Source organism: Bacteroides sp. AN502(2024), assembly GCF_041227145.1.
In the GTDB taxonomy this organism is placed as follows: Bacteria; Bacteroidota; Bacteroidia; order Bacteroidales; family Bacteroidaceae; genus Bacteroides.
This window is the reverse complement of sequence record NZ_JBGFSP010000003.1, coordinates 2,182,375-2,202,729: the sequence shown is the minus strand read 5'-3', so window position 1 is coordinate 2,202,729 and position 20,355 is coordinate 2,182,375. Positions and strand designations below refer to the sequence as shown.

Genomic DNA, 20,355 nt, shown 5'->3' with positions numbered 1-20,355 from the left:
GTATTAGTATATTATTCGTTTTTCGACTCATTTTTCAGGAAATTCATTACCCAGTTCCAAGCTGCACTCCACTGTTCGGCATAGGCATAATGGGCGGTCGTCTCAGCTACAAACAGTTCTTTCGGAGCATTAATCACGTTATAAGCGGAATAAGTGGTGGTAGGCGGACAAACCATATCATTATAGCCAAAAGTATAAAATCCCGGCACTTTAACCTGACGGGCAAAGTTGACTACATCAAAATACTGAATAGTTTTCATCTTTTCCGGTGTCCGGTTCTTCTCATCCTTCAACATATGCGGCCAACCGCCCGCACGACCGTGGGCATAGCCCGCCATATCACACAAGGCTGGATAGAAAGAAACCAATCCTTTGACACGAGCATCCAGTCCGGCAATTACAATAGAAAGCGCACCGCCCTGGCTTCCTCCAAAGGTCGCCAGATTGCCATTGAACTCGGGAAGTGTGTAAATGAAATCAATGGCTCTCACACAGCCGGTATAGACCCGCTTGTAATAATACTTGTCCCGATTGTCCATATTGAACGAGTGGTAATTCTTCAAAGCTCCGTTATAAAGGCGATAATAGACATCCCCCTCTATATTGACCGGGATGCCGTGAATTCCGATTTCCAATATGATGAAACCCTTTCCGGCACGTTCGGCTTCTCCGTTATAGGCACGGATGCCTGCACCCGGCACTTTCAGAATCGCCGGATATTTCCCAGAAGCCTTCGGGATACAAAGGATGCCGTACATACGGGATGCATAGTCATTGTTCGCAAAAGAGACATGATATACGTTCACTTTATCCGTACACCTTTCCGGCAGTAAAGTCATTATCGGTTCCAGTGTCCACTTTTCTGCGGCTTCCTTGGTGCTTTTCCAAAACTCCAGAAAGTCGGCGGGCAACGGAGTGGTCGGTTGCAAATTCTCAGGAGAAAAGCCGACGGTAGCCACACCTTCATACTCACGCCCTTGGCAAGTGACAAAAGCACGGCAACGCAGGAACCCTTCTTTTTTCATCGTCCCTGCATTAATCTCAAGCTTTTCGTTCTTCAAAGGCTGTTTGCCTGTCTGATGAGGTTTCATCATGTCTTCCGAAATCTCATAGCGCACTTCCAGGTTATCTTGTGGGATATTACATTTCAATACCTCCACTTTGAATTTCACTTTTTCTCCCGGTTTATACAGCCAATTGGCGTGGTCGGGAGTGACCTGCACTTGAGTCAGTCTTTCTGCCGGTTGCCCGTATGCAACGAATTGCAAGGCAACAAACAAAGCAAGAAAAACAAAACGCAAACTTTTTATCATAATTCCGTTATTGTTAATAGTCTTTTCATGGTTTCACTTCATATTGATAAAGCGCGAAAGAGTTCTTATCATTCAGTTCGAAACTGACTTTACCCTGTGCGCCGATTTTAGCGGCAAACTTCTTACCACTTCCCATTACAGGGGTAAAAGTAACTTTCTTACCCTCGGGAAGCCAGGTGTCAATAGTCCCTTCAGTTTGCTCATTATCTTCGCGGTAAACAACAAGATATCCTTGCGTGCTGGAGACGGTCGATTGGAATCCGGTCCACGAGCGTCCTGAAGGTTCTTCACCAACGGGCAGTATGACGCCTTGATGAAACCGGAGTTGCAAAGGTTGGTATTTCTTGAGTAGAGATGCCGTAGCATAGGCCTCTTCGGGCAGGTTCGAAGCTTCCATCCAAGCCAACGGCTGTGCCGCCAAGGTAATGGCAAAGAGGTAATCGAAACTGTAACGGGCGGGGGCAAAAGGGTCGGCAGCGTCATACTTGTCGGCATTGCGCCATTTATTAAGGAACTCTATCTGCATCTTCTCCGCCGGTACATAGCGGGACAACATCCAGAGGTTGCGCAAGGTGCGATAAGGGTAATAGTTACCCCAATCGGTATAGCGGTTTTCCAAGAAGATGTTGCCGTACTCGTTCATATAGTGGTATCCGCCGCGACGACCGGCAGTGGCATCAAGGTTGAAAATCACTTCATGGTTGGTTTGTTCCAACACGGTATCAAACAGTCGGCGCAGGTTCTGTTCGGCTGTCTTGGTAGGTATCTGCAAACCGTCTATCTTGAAACAGCAGATGCCGTACTTCTTATAAAGTCCGATAATGGCTTGCGCATCTTTTTGCCAATCGGCAAAATCATTCTGTGTGCTGGGATTGAACCATAATCCGATGCGAATACCCAATTTCTTGCCTTTTTCTACAATAGGTTTCAGTCCATGAGGGAACTTTGTGGGGTTGGGCGTCCAGTAATCGCCACTTTTCCAGATATCCTTAAAACTACCTCCAGTAGTTTTCGAGTTAGGGCTTTTTCCGCTCTGCCAGCCATCGTCCAGTTGAAAGAGGGTGATGCCCATGCGTGCGGCACGGTCTAGTTCTGTCAGGCAGAAAGCCTCATCTATTTTGGAATCCTGACTACGGTCGCCCCAGGTATTGAGCATAATCATCTCATCCTGTGCAGCGGTGTGGTGGCGCAGTTGTTTCTGATAAAGGCGCAGGGCAGTAAGCGCTTCTTGTTCGCCGCCGGTATAGATGCCGGTGACGCATCCATAAACGCGAGTCCAGCTATCCGGCTTTACATCATGAGACGCAATGCCCAGCCCCACTACCATAAAATCGCTAAAGTCCGCCACGAAGTCAGAACCCGGATAATGTAATTGGGTACTGCTGCTAGGAGCCTCTTTCAAGAAAAAGAAGCCTTGCCGTGTAACTACGTCATGAGCAAAAAGCAAATTACCACGATACGTATTGCGACGGTAAGGAAGCCAGGTACGCCCGGTCACCAGATTGTCGTTCCAATCGGTGTAGTCGAAAAACTCTATTGTGCGGGCACTCCAATGATTGCCGGATAGTTGCAACCTGTCGAGCGTGGGAGTTTTCACCCCCGTAACCATATCAGCCGTGTGTTCTATATTTTTGCGGTCAGCGTTAGAGCGGTTATTCTCCTTGTTCTGATAAAGTTCCACTTGCCCTTTCAGATAGGTGTCGCAAGCAATGGCGGGACAGTCTGCATAAATGCGATAGCGACGCTCTATATTCAGCGAACCGATAGTGCAAGCCACGGTAGCCTGCAGATAACTGGCGTGGATGCCATTCGTTGGTATCTCGTTCACGGTGAGCGCAGCATCCGTAGGGATACCTTTCACAATCGAGAAATCGGGTTGTTTGCCCTGTGCCGGAATGGTTTTTCCGTGCTGCTTGTCAGTAAGGCTGATGGTAACAGGTGCACCGTTATTCCACAGCATGGCGCGTTCCATATAGTTATTGCCCATACGTAGTGTGTCACCTTTCAGAAAAGCGTAATACTGTTGTCCTCCCCAAAGCGGCAAGGTCCATATTGCCGATAGAAATATCGTGATAATATTTTTTTTGCTCATAGTTTGTCTACGGTTTGACGTAAGCTCCCGGAACTTCCAACAATTCGTTGGGTTCGTTGAAGCGTTGGTTATCGGGCACATCGCGTTTGCCCAGGCCCGCTTGCATAAGTTGCTTCAGTTCGGGCAGGTGATGATGATAGATGTCGCGCGGCTCTACCCTATGCTTGTGGCAGAGTCCGGCTGCCATACCTACTACTTCACCCATCATGCCGGTAGTACGCATCACACGTACCGTACCCAAGGCTACATGGGTGCAGCTCATATTACGGCCTGCCATAAAGAGGTTGTCCACATTGCGAGAATAGAGACAGCGATAAGGAACGGCATAAGGATGAATCCAACGATGCACCGTAGCCGACTTGAATTCATTGCCGGGAAAGCGGACACTGTTCACGCTGTCGGGGAAGTGAAGGTCGATGCTCCAAGTAGTGGTGAACGAAGCATCCTCATGCGCCACATTCTTATCTATATCGTCCTGTGACAGTACGTAGTCGCCCAAGAGACGGCGTGATTCGCGTTTGCCTGAAACATACGCCACCCAGTCGAGGGAACGGTTGGCGTACTTCTTATGGTCTTTATAGTGATTCTTCAGATAACTCCAGTTGGAATATATCACCAAAAGCCCATAGTCGCGTACACGTTCAGCCTCACTGACCTGATTACGGTTCATACCTGTTTCCCATTTCCACTCGCCCATGTTTACAGGCTCACAGTTTTCAGCGTCAAAACGCACGCCATATTCAAAATGAGGGAATGAGGTTTTCTTTTTCATATCCTTACTATACCATTGTATAGAGGCGCCCATCACCAATGAGTCGGGCTGTTCGGGAGCAAGGCTCTCGCCATACTCATCACGGCCTTCGCGTCCCATCGTCCAATCGGCACCTGCCAAATAGCCTATGGTAGCATCGCCTGTGCAGTCGCTGAAGAGAGGAGCGGTCAGTTCGGTTTGTTCACCCGTCTCGATGTGCTGGATAGTGACTGACGCTATGCGGCCACCCTGCATCTTCACGGCTACAGCATGCTGAGAGGCATAGAGGGTGATGTTCTTTTCGGCAGCGATAAAATCTTCCTTTTTTTGGTCTTCATAGTAGTCGCCTGGTTGGGCATTGCCGGAACGTGTATGACCGAACTCGCGTATCATACGGCCCAATCCTTCGTTAGGTCCCATTTCAATGATACCGCCGAGGTGTACACGTATTTCCGACGAGTTATTGCCGCCCAGCACAGGACGGTCGTTCACTAAAGCTACCTTGCAACCTAACCGGGAAGCCGATGCGGCGGCACATATACCAGCTATTCCCCCTCCTACTACCACAAAGTCGTATTGATGAGTGGGCACCGTCTGCTGTTGTCGCAAGCGGGCACGAAGTGCGGCTGTCTCTGCCGTATCCCAGGTAGCGGGCTGCGTATTCACATCGGTCGTAAAGTAAATGGCATCGCAACGACCGTCGAAACCGGTGAGGTCTTTCAGGGCAAGGGTGGTAGTCCCTGCTTTCAATACTGCCTTTCCGGCAAATTGCCATTGCCAGGAATTACCAGTATGTCCTAACGTCGTTTTCAGCAATTTGCCGCCTAAAGCCAGGCGGAACTTTCCGGGACCTTCGGCATAGGTCCAAGGTGAAGTCCAGTTGTAAGTACGGGCATATACGTAGTAAGTGCCCGCTTGGGGAATGTTGATTTCTGCCTTAGCATCCGCCACAGGGATGCCCATGCCATGTGCCATGAGATAGGGCGAACCCATCTGATCCATGAACTGCTGGTCAAGCACCCAGCCGCCTCGCTGGCTGAAGCTTTCTGCTTCAATGAGCAGTTCTCCGGCTACAGCCACAAGGCTACAGGCTACGGCTATGCATGTCAGTAAGATTTTTTTCATCACAGCACAGCGTTTTTATGATTATTGAATAGTTATATCTCCCACTTTCACCCAACCTTTGGCGGTTTGGTACTCATCGCGGGCAGAGAGTAAGATACCGATAGCGTTCTCTTTGGTAGTATCTACCAATCCCACCGCCCAAGTGTAAGTACCTGCGGATACATCGGTGAGTTTGATGTTGGTAGTGTAAGTTTTGGGTTTTCCGCTCATCCAGGTAGCAATATCCGCTTTCTCTTCTATATAGATGCGGGCAGGCTCTTCCGTGCTCTTATCAAGCAAAGCGATAGCCAGTTTGTATTTGTCACCGTACTGCGGCAGATTGGTAGGACAGTACCCCCAGCCTAAGTTCGACCAGCGGTGAGTAAGCGATACGTTGCTACCGCTACGGGCTGTAGTAGGAATAGACAGACGATCGGGGTAGAGACGGTAACCTCCTTCGGATATAAATTCCTTTACCAGATGGAAAGCGGTGTTAAACCAAGAGTGCGTTTCACCGGTGTTCACGTTGGTATCAAAGCGAAGGTCCATCATATTGACATAACCACCCTTAGCTTCATCATATTCTCCCTGGCGCACTTCGGCAAAATTCTTATAACCGTCACCGGCAATAGAACCACCGTGAGATGATTCCACCCAACCACCTTCCATAGTGATAGGTACAATGCCACGATAAGCTGCAGCGATACCACGCTCCCAATCCTTATAATATTGCTTCATACCAAAAGCATCGTGACGCAGGCAGAAGCCTTTGGCTACAGCACGTTTCACCAAATCGGCAGATATACCGGTATCAACATCACCAGATTCTTTGGTAGAAAGCAGGCATCGGTGATAGTTTATCATGATAGGCACTTTGGTGAAAAGGCGAGACATTACGTCGGTAATCCATTCGAATACAGCTTGTCTGGGGCTCTCATCACCTGTCGAGTATTTCAGTGTGTGAGTTTCCCCCCATTTGCCCAATCCAAAGCCGCTTACAAATTGAGTGACATCGGGGTCATTGTATTTGGCAGCAAAAGCGGTGAGGAACGCTTCATACTCTTTCTGAAAGATGGGGTCGTCAGGATAAGGCGTCCATACGTCCACACTACCGGTAGTAGTGGTGAATCCTTCGGCACCGGCTTCTCTCACATACTCGGGACAGGCATTTTCATGCTTGTCACGACTGTCACACACAAAGGTGAAGGCGAGTTTCAAGTTTCGTTCTTTAGCTCCTTCCACCAACATGCGGAAGCGCTTCGCCGGTTCAGTCTGCAAAGTTTCATCCCATACATATTTACCTCTCTCAGGATTGAAATGACTCCAAAGACCACGTACATAGAGAGTATTGCCATAGTCGGATACCTTCACAATACCATCGGACGACTCAAAATTGTCGTAGAGATTCCAAAAATCCATCATCATACCACTTCCGATACCTGAGTAGATAACCCACCCACTCATGGGGTTACGCAGTAGTTTGTAGCGTTCGGGCTTAATACTGACGGTAGTATTGCCTTCAATGTTCCAACTATAGTCGGTTGTAAGGTCATCATCTGAACAAGCAGTACCTATGAAAGCCGTAGTAGCCAGCAGACACATCGACAAGGCTTTGATGCCATTTTTTATTATTTTGTTCATAGAATATATGTCTTAATTGTTATTGTTTAAAGATAGAATAAGAAGTGAAGTGATTAAAACTTCCCCCCTTATCCTATTCAATTTTGGATTTATTTAATATCAAAGAGTACAGTGTTATTCTCTATATTCACTACCACATAGTTACAGCCTTCAGGGATGAGGAAGTAAGCGTAGCGGTTATGACTCTGACCAACTACAGCCCCCTCTATCTTACCAGTCTCGACTTCTTTATAACCGTTATATTTATTCCGTTCAGCAGCAGCTGTAGAACCAACGAACCATCCGTTATTAGCATATCGCAGCGTACTGAAATTCACCCAACCGGCATTAGCCTTACCATAATTATCAGTATATTTTGTGCGAGGCAAAACATCACCCTTATAAACAAACACTTTCGGATTAGCAAGACTCTGAATAAGGTCATACTTCACTTGACAGTATTTAAGAGACTTTCCGGTTTCTTCGTCAGTACCTGCATCGTAAGCAAAACCGTTGAAACCACCATACATGTGCAACACATTGACATCTTGTTCCCAAGGATTTTTCCCCAATTCGGTATTATTGAACGATACTCTAAGCGGTTTCAAATCAGTAGCCGCCGAATAGATGGTAATGGTCTTTTCCTCCTTATTCAATACAATACGATAAGTGCCATCAGACGGGATAGTCCAATACTGCCTGTCTACTTTGTTAATGAGTGCTTGCCTGAACGTTGCCAACTGACCATCTTCGATATCATGATTATCTGCAACTTCCGGCACAATAGCCATCGATTGTTCGCCTTCGAAAGTGAGCGGTATATAAAGTCTACCGGCTTTCAATTCACCGCGCCAAGCATAAAGTCGATCATTTTCGAGAGTTTGAGCTATCTCAATTTGCTCTTCACCTACAGCAGTACCCGCCAAGAACATTTGCTCAGCCTCAACTACCGCACCGGCTTCTACTATCTTCACAGTCTGCTTGCTCATATTCACAGTGATGCGATAAGTAGCCGCTGACGGAATCACCCACGAATGAGCTTCGGCACAATCGGATATAACACCTGTCATTTCACCAGTGGTTATAGGAGCATCGGCAGTTTCCGGCCCAATGGCATTCAACTCATCGGCATAATCAACAGGGAAGTTTATCTTACCGGCTACCAAAGCACCTTCATAACTATAAATCTTGTTTACCTCGTCTTTCAACGTCAATTTTATATTGTCTTCACCCACTGCGGAACCTCCGACATAGAGATTATCGGCTTTGTACTGTTTAGGACCATACGTTTTTATCTTTAATGTAGCCGTAGCAATATCAGGCACCATCAGACGGGGACCTTCAAAGTTGGCTGTTACAGTAAACAGTACTTCGCCAATGGTACTGGTAGTGAGTCCGAAATGGTCGACCAGTATTTTCTGCATCTCCTCGTTGGTATACGAGCGAAAGAATTCTCCATCGTCATCAAACTCCTTGATATTCGTAGCCTCACTACCGATGAGCTGCATCTCGTATTTGTAAGTCGTGATATAATCTTCACCAAAATCGTGAGCGGCACTCCACTTCAGAGTGACAGCAGTTTCGTTGGGTTTGCTCTCATCGAGCTTGATATATTCACCCGAAGGAGCCAGCTCGATCTCCGACCGGTTGCGTGAAGCGGTATTATCTATATCTTCTTCGCACGAGGTAGCAAGCATGCTCATCATTCCCACAGCCACCACCCCAAGGCTTCTATATAAATGCATTGTTTTCATGTTCGTAATAGTTTATAGGATTAATAACCCGGATTGTTGGGCAATAAGTTGGGACACAATTCCACGTCATGTGTAGGCAGTGGCCACAAGTATTCGCGTTCGGGGAAGATGCGTTTAGCACCCTGCGAACAATAACCGGCATTGAAGAGAGCCGAAAAATCAGCCAAACCATCTTCGTCGATTTGAGGGGTCATTCCCCAGAACCAGAGATTCTTATTCACTACATTATTCAGCAGTTCCGTAGGATTGATTAGCATGATATAGTTATAACCGTTCAATGCTTTTCCTGCCAATTTCCAACGCATCAAGTCTTGCAGACGTTGGTTCTCCATGGCAAACTCCATACGGCGTTCTATACGCAGGGCACGGCGCAACTCTGTCTGGTCGGTAGTGGTCACGGCAGGATAGCTGTCCGTTGCCGTTACATTTACGCCATAAGCGCGGGCACGTACCATATTGATAGCTTTCAACACGCTGTCGTCAATCCGGTTCAGTTCTATCATGGCTTCGGCATAAATCAACAGTACGTCTGCGTAACGCATGATAATGTAGTCCTGCTCTACCTTCTGGTCTACTGTCCAGGAAGCATCAATACCTTTCTTCCATAACAATCCCGTATATGAGCTATATTGATTTACGATACGGGTGTCCTGGTTGCTTTGCATTTTACCTGTGGTGTAGTTCATCACAGTTTTAGCTGCCGGACTGGGGTCGTACTCGAAGCCACAGTGCTCGGTGTTGAACTCAACAATAGTCATCGCACAACGCGGGTCGCGGTTCTTGAAGGGGTTGCGAGGGTCGAACAACTGGGATTCATCGATAGGCAGTCCGTCAGTACAGAGGTATGAAGCGAAGAGGTCCCATGAAGGATTATATGAACCATATCCTCCGGCATTACGGGGAAGACCGTTCTTCACAATCCAAGAGTCGAGTATCACACTGTTTTCAATAGAGCGAGGTATCACAAACACTTTCTCATCATTCAGTTTGGTGCTCTGCTTGAAAAGCTTGGCATAGTCGGGCTCCAAAGAATAAAGTTTGAGATCCATACAAGCTTTGGCAGCTTGAGCAGCTATTTCATAGTCGCCCATATAGAGGGCAAAACGTGCTTTCATAGCCAATGCCGCGCCTTTGGTGGCATGGATATTCTCACCCTGTCCATAGCTTTCGGGCAAACCGGCTATCGCTTTATCGAAATCAGCGTATACCAAAGGAATCACTTCTGCTTTAGGCTTACGACCACGCTGCAAAGCTTCGGAAATGGTAATAGTCTCCTCTTGATAGGGTACATCACCATAAAAGAAAATCAATTCGGCATATTTACAGGCACGGCAGAAGTAGGCCTCACCGGCATAGCGGTCGTACACTTCCTGAGTCACAGAGCCCTGTGCCTTGTGAATATTCTCAAGCATTGTGTTGGCGCGGGCAATGAGTTTGAATGATTGTTGCCACAAAGCATATACTTCGTACTGCTGACCGTTCATGGTTCCATCAAGTATGGTTCCGCCACTTCCCGGATTACGGTTCGTCTGACGATAGGTAGTGTTATCCGACCATTGTTCGGACGAACTAAGAGGTTCTTGCCAATAACCCAAAATGTAAAAGTCATTGGAAGCCAGGCGCAATTCTGTTTCGGTTGTGTACCATGATTCGGTATTACCTTGTGATTTGGGTACCAGGTCCATACTCTCACAAGCAACAAGCCCCAGGCACATTCCGGCTAATAATAATATCTTTGTTTTCATATTCTACTCCTATTTATTTAAAAGTTAACTTGCAGACCCATTACTAAAGAAGTGGTAATCGGATAAGCTTTGTAGTTCATTTCAGGATCCCAACCATCGGGGAAATTACTCAAACAGAAAAGGTCACTACCGCTCACATAGAAACGGACACGATTTATGCCAGCCTTTTGCGTCCAAGTCTCAGGCAGGGTATAACCCAATGTGAGGTTTTTCAAACGGAAATATGAACCGTTGAACATCCAAAAGCTAGATGTGGCGTAGTTATTGCTCTTCGATACGTTCGAAAGGCGGGGATATTTGGCTGACAGATTCTCTTCAGCGGTATTGAAGGGACTCCAATAGTTACCTTCGAGAATTGACGGCACGTTACCAAAGTTATCACGCAAAGGTTGCACCATGGCAGTAGAAAGGTACGAATTCTGTTTGCCGATACCCTGGAAAGCAATGCTGAAGTCAATCCCTTTGTAGGAAGCATTGAATGTACCGCCATACTGGAAGCGAGGAAGCGAGTTACCCAAGGGGACACGGTCGTACTCGGGGCTGATGATACCATCGGGTACACCATCAGGACCACTGATATCACGATATTTCAAGTCACCCATCGTTACGGTAGTACTCGTACGGGCCGAATTGTTCACTTCTTCCTGAGTCTGATAGATGCCATCGCACACATACCCATAATATTCATTGAAAAGAACACCGGCACGCTTAATCTTACCATTGCTGATTTGCTCGCCATCATTCATATAGTCAATTTTTGAGAGAAAGTCAGAGAAATTCACATTCACTCCATACTTGAAGTCTCCTATCCGGTCGTTCCACGCCAGTTCAATATCATAACCATGGGTAGACATCTTACCCGCATTTGTACTGGGATTATTGTATCCCATGAAGTAAGGGATCTCGATATTCAGCAACATATCCTTAGTCTGCTTCCAATAATAATCAAAGTGGAACTGTAGACGGTTATTGAAGAAGTTGGCATCCAAACCGATGTCGGTACTGGTAGTAGTTTCCCAAGTAATATCTTCTACAGCCAACACGGCAGGGCGGGCTGTCTTATCAGAAACAACGCTTCCGTCGGCCATATAGAATAGTGAATTACCAAAACTCATCAAAGCAATGTAGGGGAAATAATTGTCACCAATACGTTCGTTACCCAACATACCCCATGAACCGCGCAACTTCAAGAATGAAAGCCAGTCCCAATTGAGGTTCTTCATGAATTTTTCTTCGCTCATTACCCAACCTGCCGAGAATGAAGGAAAGGTACCCCAACGATAGCCTTTGGCAAAACGCGAACTACCATCGTGGCGTACATTAGCCTGAAACAGGTAACGATCGGCGTATGAATAGATAACACGGCCGAAAACTGAATTAGAAGTATACTCATTGCCTTTACCGCTATTGGTCTGGAAATCTTCCGAACCAATATTGAGGTAAGGATAACCGGTAAGCTCGTATTTATCACGAGCAGCAGTCAGTTCTTCGTCCTTCATGTAGTAGTTCTCAAAACCTGCCATCACTGTGAGATTATGCTTGCCAAAGGTTCCCATATAATTAGCAATAAGCTGGCTGGTAACATGATAATTATCCTTACGGGTTTCCTCAAGCGAATTGGTAGTCCACGTGCTGCCAGAGTCGAAATAACCGCCAAAAGTTTTGGGGTCATCAGCGAGAGTATATCCGCATGAGTTTTTAAACGCTTTCTTCTTTTGATAATTGATAAAAGGAGATACGATACCTGAGATGCTTAATCCCTTGATGGGCTTGAAAGTCAGCGAACCTTTACCAGCCACCTGGGTACTGTGAGCCACTGAGTTACCACCGGCTACAAGCAACCCGTAGGGGTTCGCGCCACTCTTACCTGAAGCCAGGCGACCATCGTCCCAAGTAGCGGGATAGATAGCAGGCATCTTACGCATGGTATCGAAAGGATCAAAATTTTTAGTACTACTCTTAGCATGACGGATATTCACGTCTATTTGGGCACTAAGTTTGTCGTTGATATTAAAGTCGTTGTTCGAACGAAACATATAACGTTGGAATCCACGACCATCGTAAAGTCCGTCCACCTCGTCATACGAAAGAGTAGCTACCGACTTTACCGCTTTGTTACCGCCCGATACGGAGAGAGTGTGAGTCATACGGGGAGCGCTTGACTTCAAAATCAAGTCAGTCCAGTCGGTAATAGGGTAGTTGTTGGGATCGGTAGCATTATACTTTACCCAATTCTTTGTTTGGTCGGCCGTGTATTCCTGAAAAAAACCGCCGGTAGGATTATCGTTGTACTTCAACTCGTTACTCATCTCCAAGTAACGGGTGACTCCTACCATGCTGGGTTGTTTGGTAGGGATTTCCCAACCAAATTCAGCATTGTACTTCAAGTTGATTTTACCGCTATCGTTACCGCGCTTGGTAGTAACCAAGATAACACCGGCAGCAGCTTTCGAACCGTAAATACTGGCAGCGGCAGCATCTTTCAGTACTGAGATACTCTCGACATCGTTAGAGTTCACATAATCGAGCGAGCTTTGTACACCGTCGACAATTATCAACGGACTCGATTCACCCATAGTAGTAATACCACGCACACGGATAGATGCGGCACCTGAACCGGGAGCCGAGTTATCACGTGTCACCATCACTCCCGAGAGTGAACCTTGCAAAGCATTGGAAAGCATGGCTGTACGCTTGTTCACCAGTTCTTCTCCTTTCACGGCTGCCACGGCACCGGTAAGGTCTTTCTTCTTCACCGCACCGTAACCGATAACCACAACTTCATTAAGTGCTTTACAGGCTTCTTCCATAACAACAGCATACATGTTCTTGCTGTCTATCCGCACGGTTTTGTCATTATAACCGACATAGCTGATGAGCAGTTCGCTACCCTCAGGAACATCTATCTGAAACTTGCCGTCAAGGTCGGTAATAGTAGCTGCATCACTACCTTTCACACGAACCGTAGCACCAATCATCGGAAGATCAGTTGCATCGACTACCTGACCAGAAATGCGCTTCGCCTTTTTCACTTGAGTAGTAGCCTTTTTAGAAGGATTAGCAGTGATGGTTACTTGACGGTTCTGAATGGTATATTTCAAATCGGCTAGCCGACATACTTCCGTCAAAATAGCATCGATCGACTTTCCTTTCAACTCGATGTTCACTTTGTTGTTGAGACGATCTTTTACAGGTTGATCATAGACAAAAACATATTGGCTATGTTTTTCAATGTAGTCGAACACTTGTTTCACTGTCGAATCTTCGGCTTTAAGGATATACATTCCATTTACCTTTTCGAACGAAACAGTCGACGCGCTAGAATAAGCGGGCACAGACAGTAGTCCAGCCAAACAGAAAGCTTTTGCTAAGCTTACCACCGTAGTTGTGATTGTTTTTCGATTCATAATATAAGATTAATAATTAATATTTATTGCATAACGATTTATGAGTAATCTACCAGTTAGTTGTTGATTTTAAGTTTACCGACTTTGCACCATCCCTCAAATAGAAGATTCTTGTCGACCGCCATTTTCAAGCCCGGCTGGCATGCTTTGGTTGTATCAACCAAACCAATAAGCCAAGTGTAGTTTCCCTTTTGAAGTCCATCCAAATTGACAGTTGTGGTATAATGACCATCACGCCCTTGTAACCAAGTTGAGAGATCAGCCTCATCTGCAAGCTGTTTTTTCACAATGTTATGATTGTCATCCATCAAAGCGATGCAGACTTTATATTTTCCTTTCCATTGAGGAATATTGGTAGGACAGTATCCCCAACCCAGATTGCGCCAATTGTGTTGCACGCTCACACGCTCGCCTGAACGGGCTTTATTAACAAAACTTACCTCAGTGGGATAGAGCCGGTATCCTCCCTCACGTTCGAAACGCTTCACCAAATCGAAAGAGGTATTAAACCACGAGGCTACTTCATCACCAATGCGAAGATCCATCATATTGACATGGGCATTACGGCTTTCTTCGTACTCGCCCCACCGCACATCTTCCGAATGCCCCTGGCGATACTTGCCACTAGGATCAATCCAGTAACGGTGGTGCGCTCCGGTAATCCATCCTCCCTCCATAATGATGGGCAAGCGAAAGCGGTAAGCACGAGCAAAATCTTTTTCCCACTGTTCGTAGTAACCAGTCATGCCAAAAGCGTCGTGACGAATGGTGTATCCTTTGGCAATGGCTCTTTCGAGCAATCTTTTACTATCAGGGTGTGGTTCTGCCCAGCTGATGGTATCTCCCACCAAACGATGGTAGTTTATCACCAATGGCACACGTTTGAAAGCTTTTGCATAGGTATCGGTAATCCACTCGAATACTTCTACTTTATTTGAGTAGTTATTATACTTCACGCCATGTGCTTCTCCCCATTTACCAAGCCCATAAGCATCAATAAAATCTACTTTATCGGGATCGTCAAAAGCAACAGCAAAGGCTTGAAGGAACTTTTCGTATTTCTGTTGAAACACAGCATCGTCAGGATAAGGCGACCATATTTGGGGATTATTAGGATCTTGAAAACCTTTCGCACCGGCTTCCTTTACATAAAGAGGTGTGTTCTGTCCTTGGTCGCGGCTGTCTACATTGATACGGAAAGCCAGTCGCATGCCACGTTCACGCACCGAAGCAAGCAATTTATAGATACGTGAGTCCGGATCGTTCCATACATAATCTCCCTCTTTACTCTCAAGCATATTCCAATTGATGCGAATATAACATGTACCGGCGTAATCGCTCACGCGAACAGTGGAATCCCCACCATTTACGGGCATAGCATCATAATGGTGAGTTTGCCAAAAGTTTTCATCCCATGCACGTCCCAAATACATCACCCAACCTGTTAGGGGATTTTTGAGTACCGAAAGAGTATCCGGCTCAAAACGTACTGTTTGAGTAGGAGTCTTTACTCCTTTTGTCATAATAGGTTGTGTAAGCGCCGAAAACCATCCACAGAGTATTAGAGCTGCTATAAAAAGCATAAATGTGTGTAATAGAGTATGTCTTTTCATCTTTTTCAATGGTATTAATGGAATAGAGATTTCCTTTCGAAAAAAGGGTGTGAATCTCCTATACCTTGCTATGAAGGTATTACAAATTGGTTAATAAGAAGTTTCTATGTAATTATTTTATTCGGGAATAATCAGTTACAAAAGTAATTACTCCTTCACCAAGTAGATTGTATCACCATGAATTTTCATTCGGGTTTGTGTCATGGTTTCAATGACTTTCAAGACGTCCTTTACCTGATTGCCAAGTACCAGTTTGCCATACAATTTATTTGCCGATATCTTATCATCAAACAAAATAGTCACCCCGTAATAATGACTGATCCGTTGGGATACAGACTTTACACTTTCACCGACAAGATTTATCATCCCTTGCATCCAGCAAGTATATTCGTCAGTATTCACTAATCGTTTTTCAGCAAAACCACCCTCTTGCAAATTCACCAGTTCATTCGGTTTCATACGAACTCTGTCATTGTTGGACGTTTTTAGCTCTACCGAACCCTGAACCAACACAACTTGTGAATCTGAAACATCATAATTGTTCACATTAAATTTGGTTCCAAGTACCTTCACTTTAAAGTTATCAGAATTGACTAAAAAGGGATGTTCCGCATCATGTGCCACATCGAAGTAGGCTTCACCTTTCACGTACACCTCACGGAACTCACCATCAAAACGTTTGGGATAACGGACAACGGTACGTGAGTTGGCGATAATTCTGGTACCATCAGCTAAAATCAACGTCATCTTTTCGCCAACAGGCACTTCTACTTCTTCATCGTAAGCATCAGCCATCAATTCCATAACTTCCGTACGATGCAAACCGTCTGTTGTATTCTCCCCGACTATATATTTAATACCTATTAAAAGAAGTAGCGTAGCAGCCACCGAACCAATATGCATCATAATGCGTCGCTGCCTGGATTTGCGTTCCTGCTGGTGCATTTTCAAAAAAACTCTTTTCTTGATGCCGGAAATATCTATATCGGCTGGAGTGCTATGTTGTATGAACGACTTCAATTTGATGTCGTCCGGCAAATCACCATACTTATAATCATTAATATCTTTATCCATCTTCAATTTTTTTAATCCTTTCAATATTTTTCCTGCTAACAATCTTTTCACCCAAAACTTCTTTCTATATATAAAGACGCAGGGGCCGGATTTATCTATAGGTCAAACTCCCACTTTTTTTCTTCCAATGCTGTTTTTTCGGATTACCCGTCCACAAGTTTCTTCCGTAAGGCATTCATAGCATATCCTATATGGTAGTTCACTGTAGGAAGTGAGATTTGCAACATATCCGCAATTTCCGCATAAGGCATTTGTTCGAGTTTTGCCAGGAAGAATACATGCTTGCATTTGGGTGGCAAACTATCGATCGCTTTATTCAATCCCTGTATTTCCTCGCGCGAAAGCATATCATCCATCGGAGTCTGCATATCAGGGAAAGAGAAATTTTGAAGTTCCTCAAAAGAAATTTCCTGATTACTCTTTGCCTCTTTGCGCAAATAAGAAATTGATTTACGATAAACAATTGTATTCAACCAACTCAGCATGCTGGCAATTTCCAAAAGCGTACTACGTAGTTTCCACACTTCAAAGAAAACATCACCGACCACTTCTTCTGCCATCTCTTTATTACCAAGAATACCAAAAGCGTGATAGTATAACCTCTTCGAATATCGGTTCATGAAACTGTTAAAAGCCAGTTCATCCCCTTTGGAAATCAACAAAAGTTCTCTTTCCAGGTCTTCCATTTAAGATATATTAGATTACTACTTTATATATTGACACCTAAACTTCATGTATTATATAGGTACATTATATTACATTAACATTTTCAATCGATTAATGAACACTTTCAAATGACTTATCTTTCAACAAATATTAAAAAATAATGTGGAGTTACCTGGCCATTCCCTAAAAAACTTATTTCATCAAGATTCTATCCATTAAGTTATCGCGATATTTTTTCAATTACACAAGGTATGATAAAATAAATTCATGCATGCCACAAATGTATTGAAAATAAGGAAACACAGAAATATTTATGCCACGAAAATATTCGTTTTACTGATTATTTCTAATTTTAGTATGTTTTCTATGAAATTATTCTTTTCCAACAATAGAGGCAGATTAAACTTGTTAGACGGCCTCAGATATATCGAATTCAAAATATATAGTCTCTCCTATTCTGAATTTCTTGAATTCCACGGACTAATAGAAAGTGAAACGAGCTATGAGCTATATAGCCGTTACGGCGGACTCCTATATTTACTAAACCTCTCTCGAAGATGAAACGGTTAATGAATATTTGAAGAGTGTATATTCCACGATTGTATTTCGTAATGTTGTCAGTAGATACAAGCTACGCAATACTTTGTTCCTCTTTTCGGCAAAGAATATCAGTGATTATTTAAAATCACAACATACCAACATATCAGTTAACCAAATACAAAGCTATACAGAATATTTAAACAATGCTTCCCTTATCCACCGGGTAGAGCGGTATGATTTGATTGGGAAACGCATATTTGAGGTAGGAGAGAAATATTATTTCGAAAATATGAGAATCCGAAACATTGTCATCGGATATCGCATTACTGACAAAGCTAAAATAACGTAAGTTCAATATAAAATCAGGAAATGAAAAATAAAGGCCGAATAAAACGCCATCAATCATAGAAAAGTTTATATAACAGATACAACAATACCCGATTACAAAAGCCGCTTACTTAAATAGCGCACCGGATACCATACGGAAAGGAAGCCAACAGCCAAAACTGTTACAAAGACAAGCACTACATCCCAAACATGAACACTAACCGGATAGGCGTCCACTACAAAAGTCCCACCATCTCCACCAAGCGATATTATCCCAAACCTCTGCTGGATAAAACATAGTATCAGACCTAGAATAATTCCGGAAACGGCACCGAAGAGAGAAATAAGCCGACCTTCAAATAAAAAGATACGGGAAATAAGTTTGTCGTCAGCTCCAAGATTACGTAAAGTCACAACATCCTCTTTCTTATCCAAAATCAACATAGAAAGAGAACCGATCACATTGAAACAGGCAATCATTAAGATAAAGGTCAGAAATAAATAGGAAATAAATTTCTCTATTTCCATGATACGGAAAACATCCGCCTGCTGCTGATAACGGTCTTGAACTACAAAATCATCGCCTAATATATTCTCTATTTTGGATTGTACAGATGAAATATTGACATTAGGCTTCAATTTCAATTCCATTGCAGAGACTTCTGTTGTATAATCCAGAAGCTGACGGAGGAAATCAAGAGAAGTCAGAATATACTTCCCATCATACTCCTGCTGGTTTACTACAAATACGACACCGGGAGAATACAGATAATCACGATTAAAGGAAGCACCGGGATTTGCCATGTTTACTTTGATATCCCGTTTGGGGAGATAAACTTGGAGAGGATCGACAAATTGCAAACCTGTACCCAAAGTCGATACTAACTCTACTCCCATCACTCCATAGTTCACAATTGAGTCGTGCAGAAGGAATTCACCGGCACCATAGAGAATACTATCAATGGCTGTCAATTCTTCAAAATTATCTTCTACCCCCTTCAACACAACCATAGCTTGGCGGTCTTTATACTGCACCATCGCATTCTCTTCAAGTGTCTCCGTAAAGACATCGATTTCGGGAAGCGCACAGACAGCACGAATCCGCTCGTCCTGCCCGTCAAAGACTTTACCCTCACGGACAGTAATTTTCAGTTGCGGATCAAATGCGGTAAAGAAACTGGCCACCATATCCTGAAACCCATTAAAAACGGAAAGGGTACAAACCAATGCAAGTGTAGCAAGAGCTACTCCGCACACAGAAATGCCGGATATGATATTAATAGCATTATGCTTCTTTTTTGAAAAAAGATAACGCCGTGCTATATAGAAGGGAAAATTCACCTCTGCTATGAGTTATTTTACTTCAGCAATGAATCAATCTTCTCGATATAATCCAATGAATCATCCACGAAAAATTTCAGTTCGGGGATAATACGTAGTTGATGACGTACACGAGTGCCCAATTCATAACGGATGGATTTCATATTGCCATTGATATTCTTCACTATTTCTTCCGCTTTCTCCGACGGAAAAACACTGAGGTAAACACGGGCAATACTCATATCAGGGCTGATACGCACCGCGCTAACGGATACCAACACACCCGGCATTGCTTTTGTCTGAAGCAGGAATATCTCGCTTAGTTCCTTTTGCAACAGGCGAGAGATCTTATTCTGTCTTGTTGTTTCCATAAATCTACTCCTTTATTTTTTTCTTATAATTGTTAACCCATCACGCAAGGGTAATATCACTTTCTCCACTCGTTTATCTTCGGCAACAAGATCATTGAAAGCCTTTATTCCAATTGTCTGGGCATCACTGCTACGAGGCTGTTCCAACACATGACCATCCCAAAGCGTGTTATCGGCAATGATATACCCACCTTCGGAAAGATGTGCCAGCGTCATTTCATAATATTCGATATACTTACGCTTATCACCATCGATAAAAGCCATATCAAAGATAACACCTAAATTGGGAACAAGCTCTAAGGCATCACCAATATAGAAACGAATCTTATCTGCATACAACGATTTCTCCAACCACGGACGGGTAAAGTCTTCTTGCTCATCATTTATTTCGAACGTATGCAACATTCCACCCTCCGACAATCCTTCCGCCAGACAAAGAGCGGAATATCCGCTATACGTTCCGATCTCCAATATCTGACGGGGCCGAATCATCTCTACAAACATTTTCAACATTCGTCCCTGCAAATGTCCGGAAGCCATCCGAGGCCGAAGAAGCTTTACATGTGTATCCCGATAGAGCGATTTCAAATAATCGCTCTCGGGATCAATATGCTGCAAAATATATTCGTCTATCGATTCGGTTTCCTGCATAAAACTT

General features: G+C 44.4%; 13 protein-coding genes. All 13 read right to left on the bottom strand.

Translation table 11 applies throughout. The annotated features are described in order from the left end of the window. Positions 1–11 precede the first annotated feature (11 nt). Positions 12–1,313: an acetylxylan esterase gene (locus AB9N12_RS08370; protein ID WP_369891340.1), complete on the bottom strand. Its 1,302-nt coding sequence runs from the start codon at positions 1,311–1,313 to the stop codon at positions 12–14. Positions 1,314–1,338: 25 nt separating this feature from the next. Beyond that, entirely contained in the window at positions 1,339–3,405 is a 2,067-nt protein-coding gene (locus AB9N12_RS08365) for an alpha-galactosidase (RefSeq protein WP_369891338.1), read from the bottom strand. A 7-nt stretch (positions 3,406–3,412) separates the two neighbouring features. Beyond that, positions 3,413–5,281 carry an FAD-dependent oxidoreductase gene (locus tag AB9N12_RS08360; protein ID WP_369891336.1) on the bottom strand — a complete coding sequence of 623 codons (1,869 nt, stop codon included), beginning with the start codon at positions 5,279–5,281 and terminating at the stop codon, positions 3,413–3,415. Positions 5,282–5,302: 21 nt separating this feature from the next. Further along, positions 5,303–6,901 carry a DUF4832 domain-containing protein gene (locus tag AB9N12_RS08355; RefSeq protein WP_369891334.1) on the bottom strand — a complete coding sequence of 533 codons (1,599 nt, stop codon included), beginning with the start codon at positions 6,899–6,901 and terminating at the stop codon, positions 5,303–5,305. A gap of 89 nt (positions 6,902–6,990) precedes the next feature. Next, the gene (locus AB9N12_RS08350) at positions 6,991–8,634 is read right to left on the bottom strand and encodes a SusE domain-containing protein (RefSeq protein ID WP_369891332.1); all 1,644 of its coding nucleotides are present in this window, start codon (positions 8,632–8,634) and stop codon (positions 6,991–6,993) included. A gap of 20 nt (positions 8,635–8,654) precedes the next feature. Beyond that, entirely contained in the window at positions 8,655–10,379 is a 1,725-nt protein-coding gene (locus AB9N12_RS08345; RefSeq protein ID WP_369891330.1) for a RagB/SusD family nutrient uptake outer membrane protein, read from the bottom strand. Positions 10,380–10,396: 17 nt separating this feature from the next. Next, positions 10,397–13,786, bottom strand: a complete 3,390-nt coding sequence (locus tag AB9N12_RS08340) for a SusC/RagA family TonB-linked outer membrane protein (protein ID WP_369891328.1) — start codon at positions 13,784–13,786, stop codon at positions 10,397–10,399. Positions 13,787–13,842: 56 nt separating this feature from the next. Further along, the gene (locus AB9N12_RS08335; RefSeq protein ID WP_369891326.1) at positions 13,843–15,399 is read right to left on the bottom strand and encodes a DUF4832 domain-containing protein; all 1,557 of its coding nucleotides are present in this window, start codon (positions 15,397–15,399) and stop codon (positions 13,843–13,845) included. A 147-nt stretch (positions 15,400–15,546) separates the two neighbouring features. Further along, positions 15,547–16,473 (bottom strand): FecR family protein, encoded by a 927-nt coding sequence (locus AB9N12_RS08330; protein ID WP_369891324.1) that lies wholly within the window; start codon positions 16,471–16,473, stop codon positions 15,547–15,549. 143 nt (positions 16,474–16,616) lie between these two features. Next, complete coding sequence (locus tag AB9N12_RS08325) at positions 16,617–17,159, bottom strand: RNA polymerase sigma factor (protein WP_369891322.1); 543 nt, start codon at positions 17,157–17,159, stop codon at positions 16,617–16,619. A gap of 961 nt (positions 17,160–18,120) precedes the next feature. Continuing rightward, a complete protein-coding gene (locus AB9N12_RS08320) occupies positions 18,121–19,347 on the bottom strand; it encodes an FtsX-like permease family protein (RefSeq protein WP_369891320.1) in 1,227 nt (408 codons plus the stop codon). Between the two features lie 17 nt (positions 19,348–19,364). Next, positions 19,365–19,697, bottom strand: a complete 333-nt coding sequence (gene rbfA / locus AB9N12_RS08315; protein WP_369891318.1) for a 30S ribosome-binding factor RbfA — start codon at positions 19,695–19,697, stop codon at positions 19,365–19,367. 12 nt (positions 19,698–19,709) lie between these two features. Beyond that, complete coding sequence (locus AB9N12_RS08310; protein WP_369891316.1) at positions 19,710–20,348, bottom strand: O-methyltransferase; 639 nt, start codon at positions 20,346–20,348, stop codon at positions 19,710–19,712. Between the last annotated feature and the right edge of the window lie 7 nt (positions 20,349–20,355).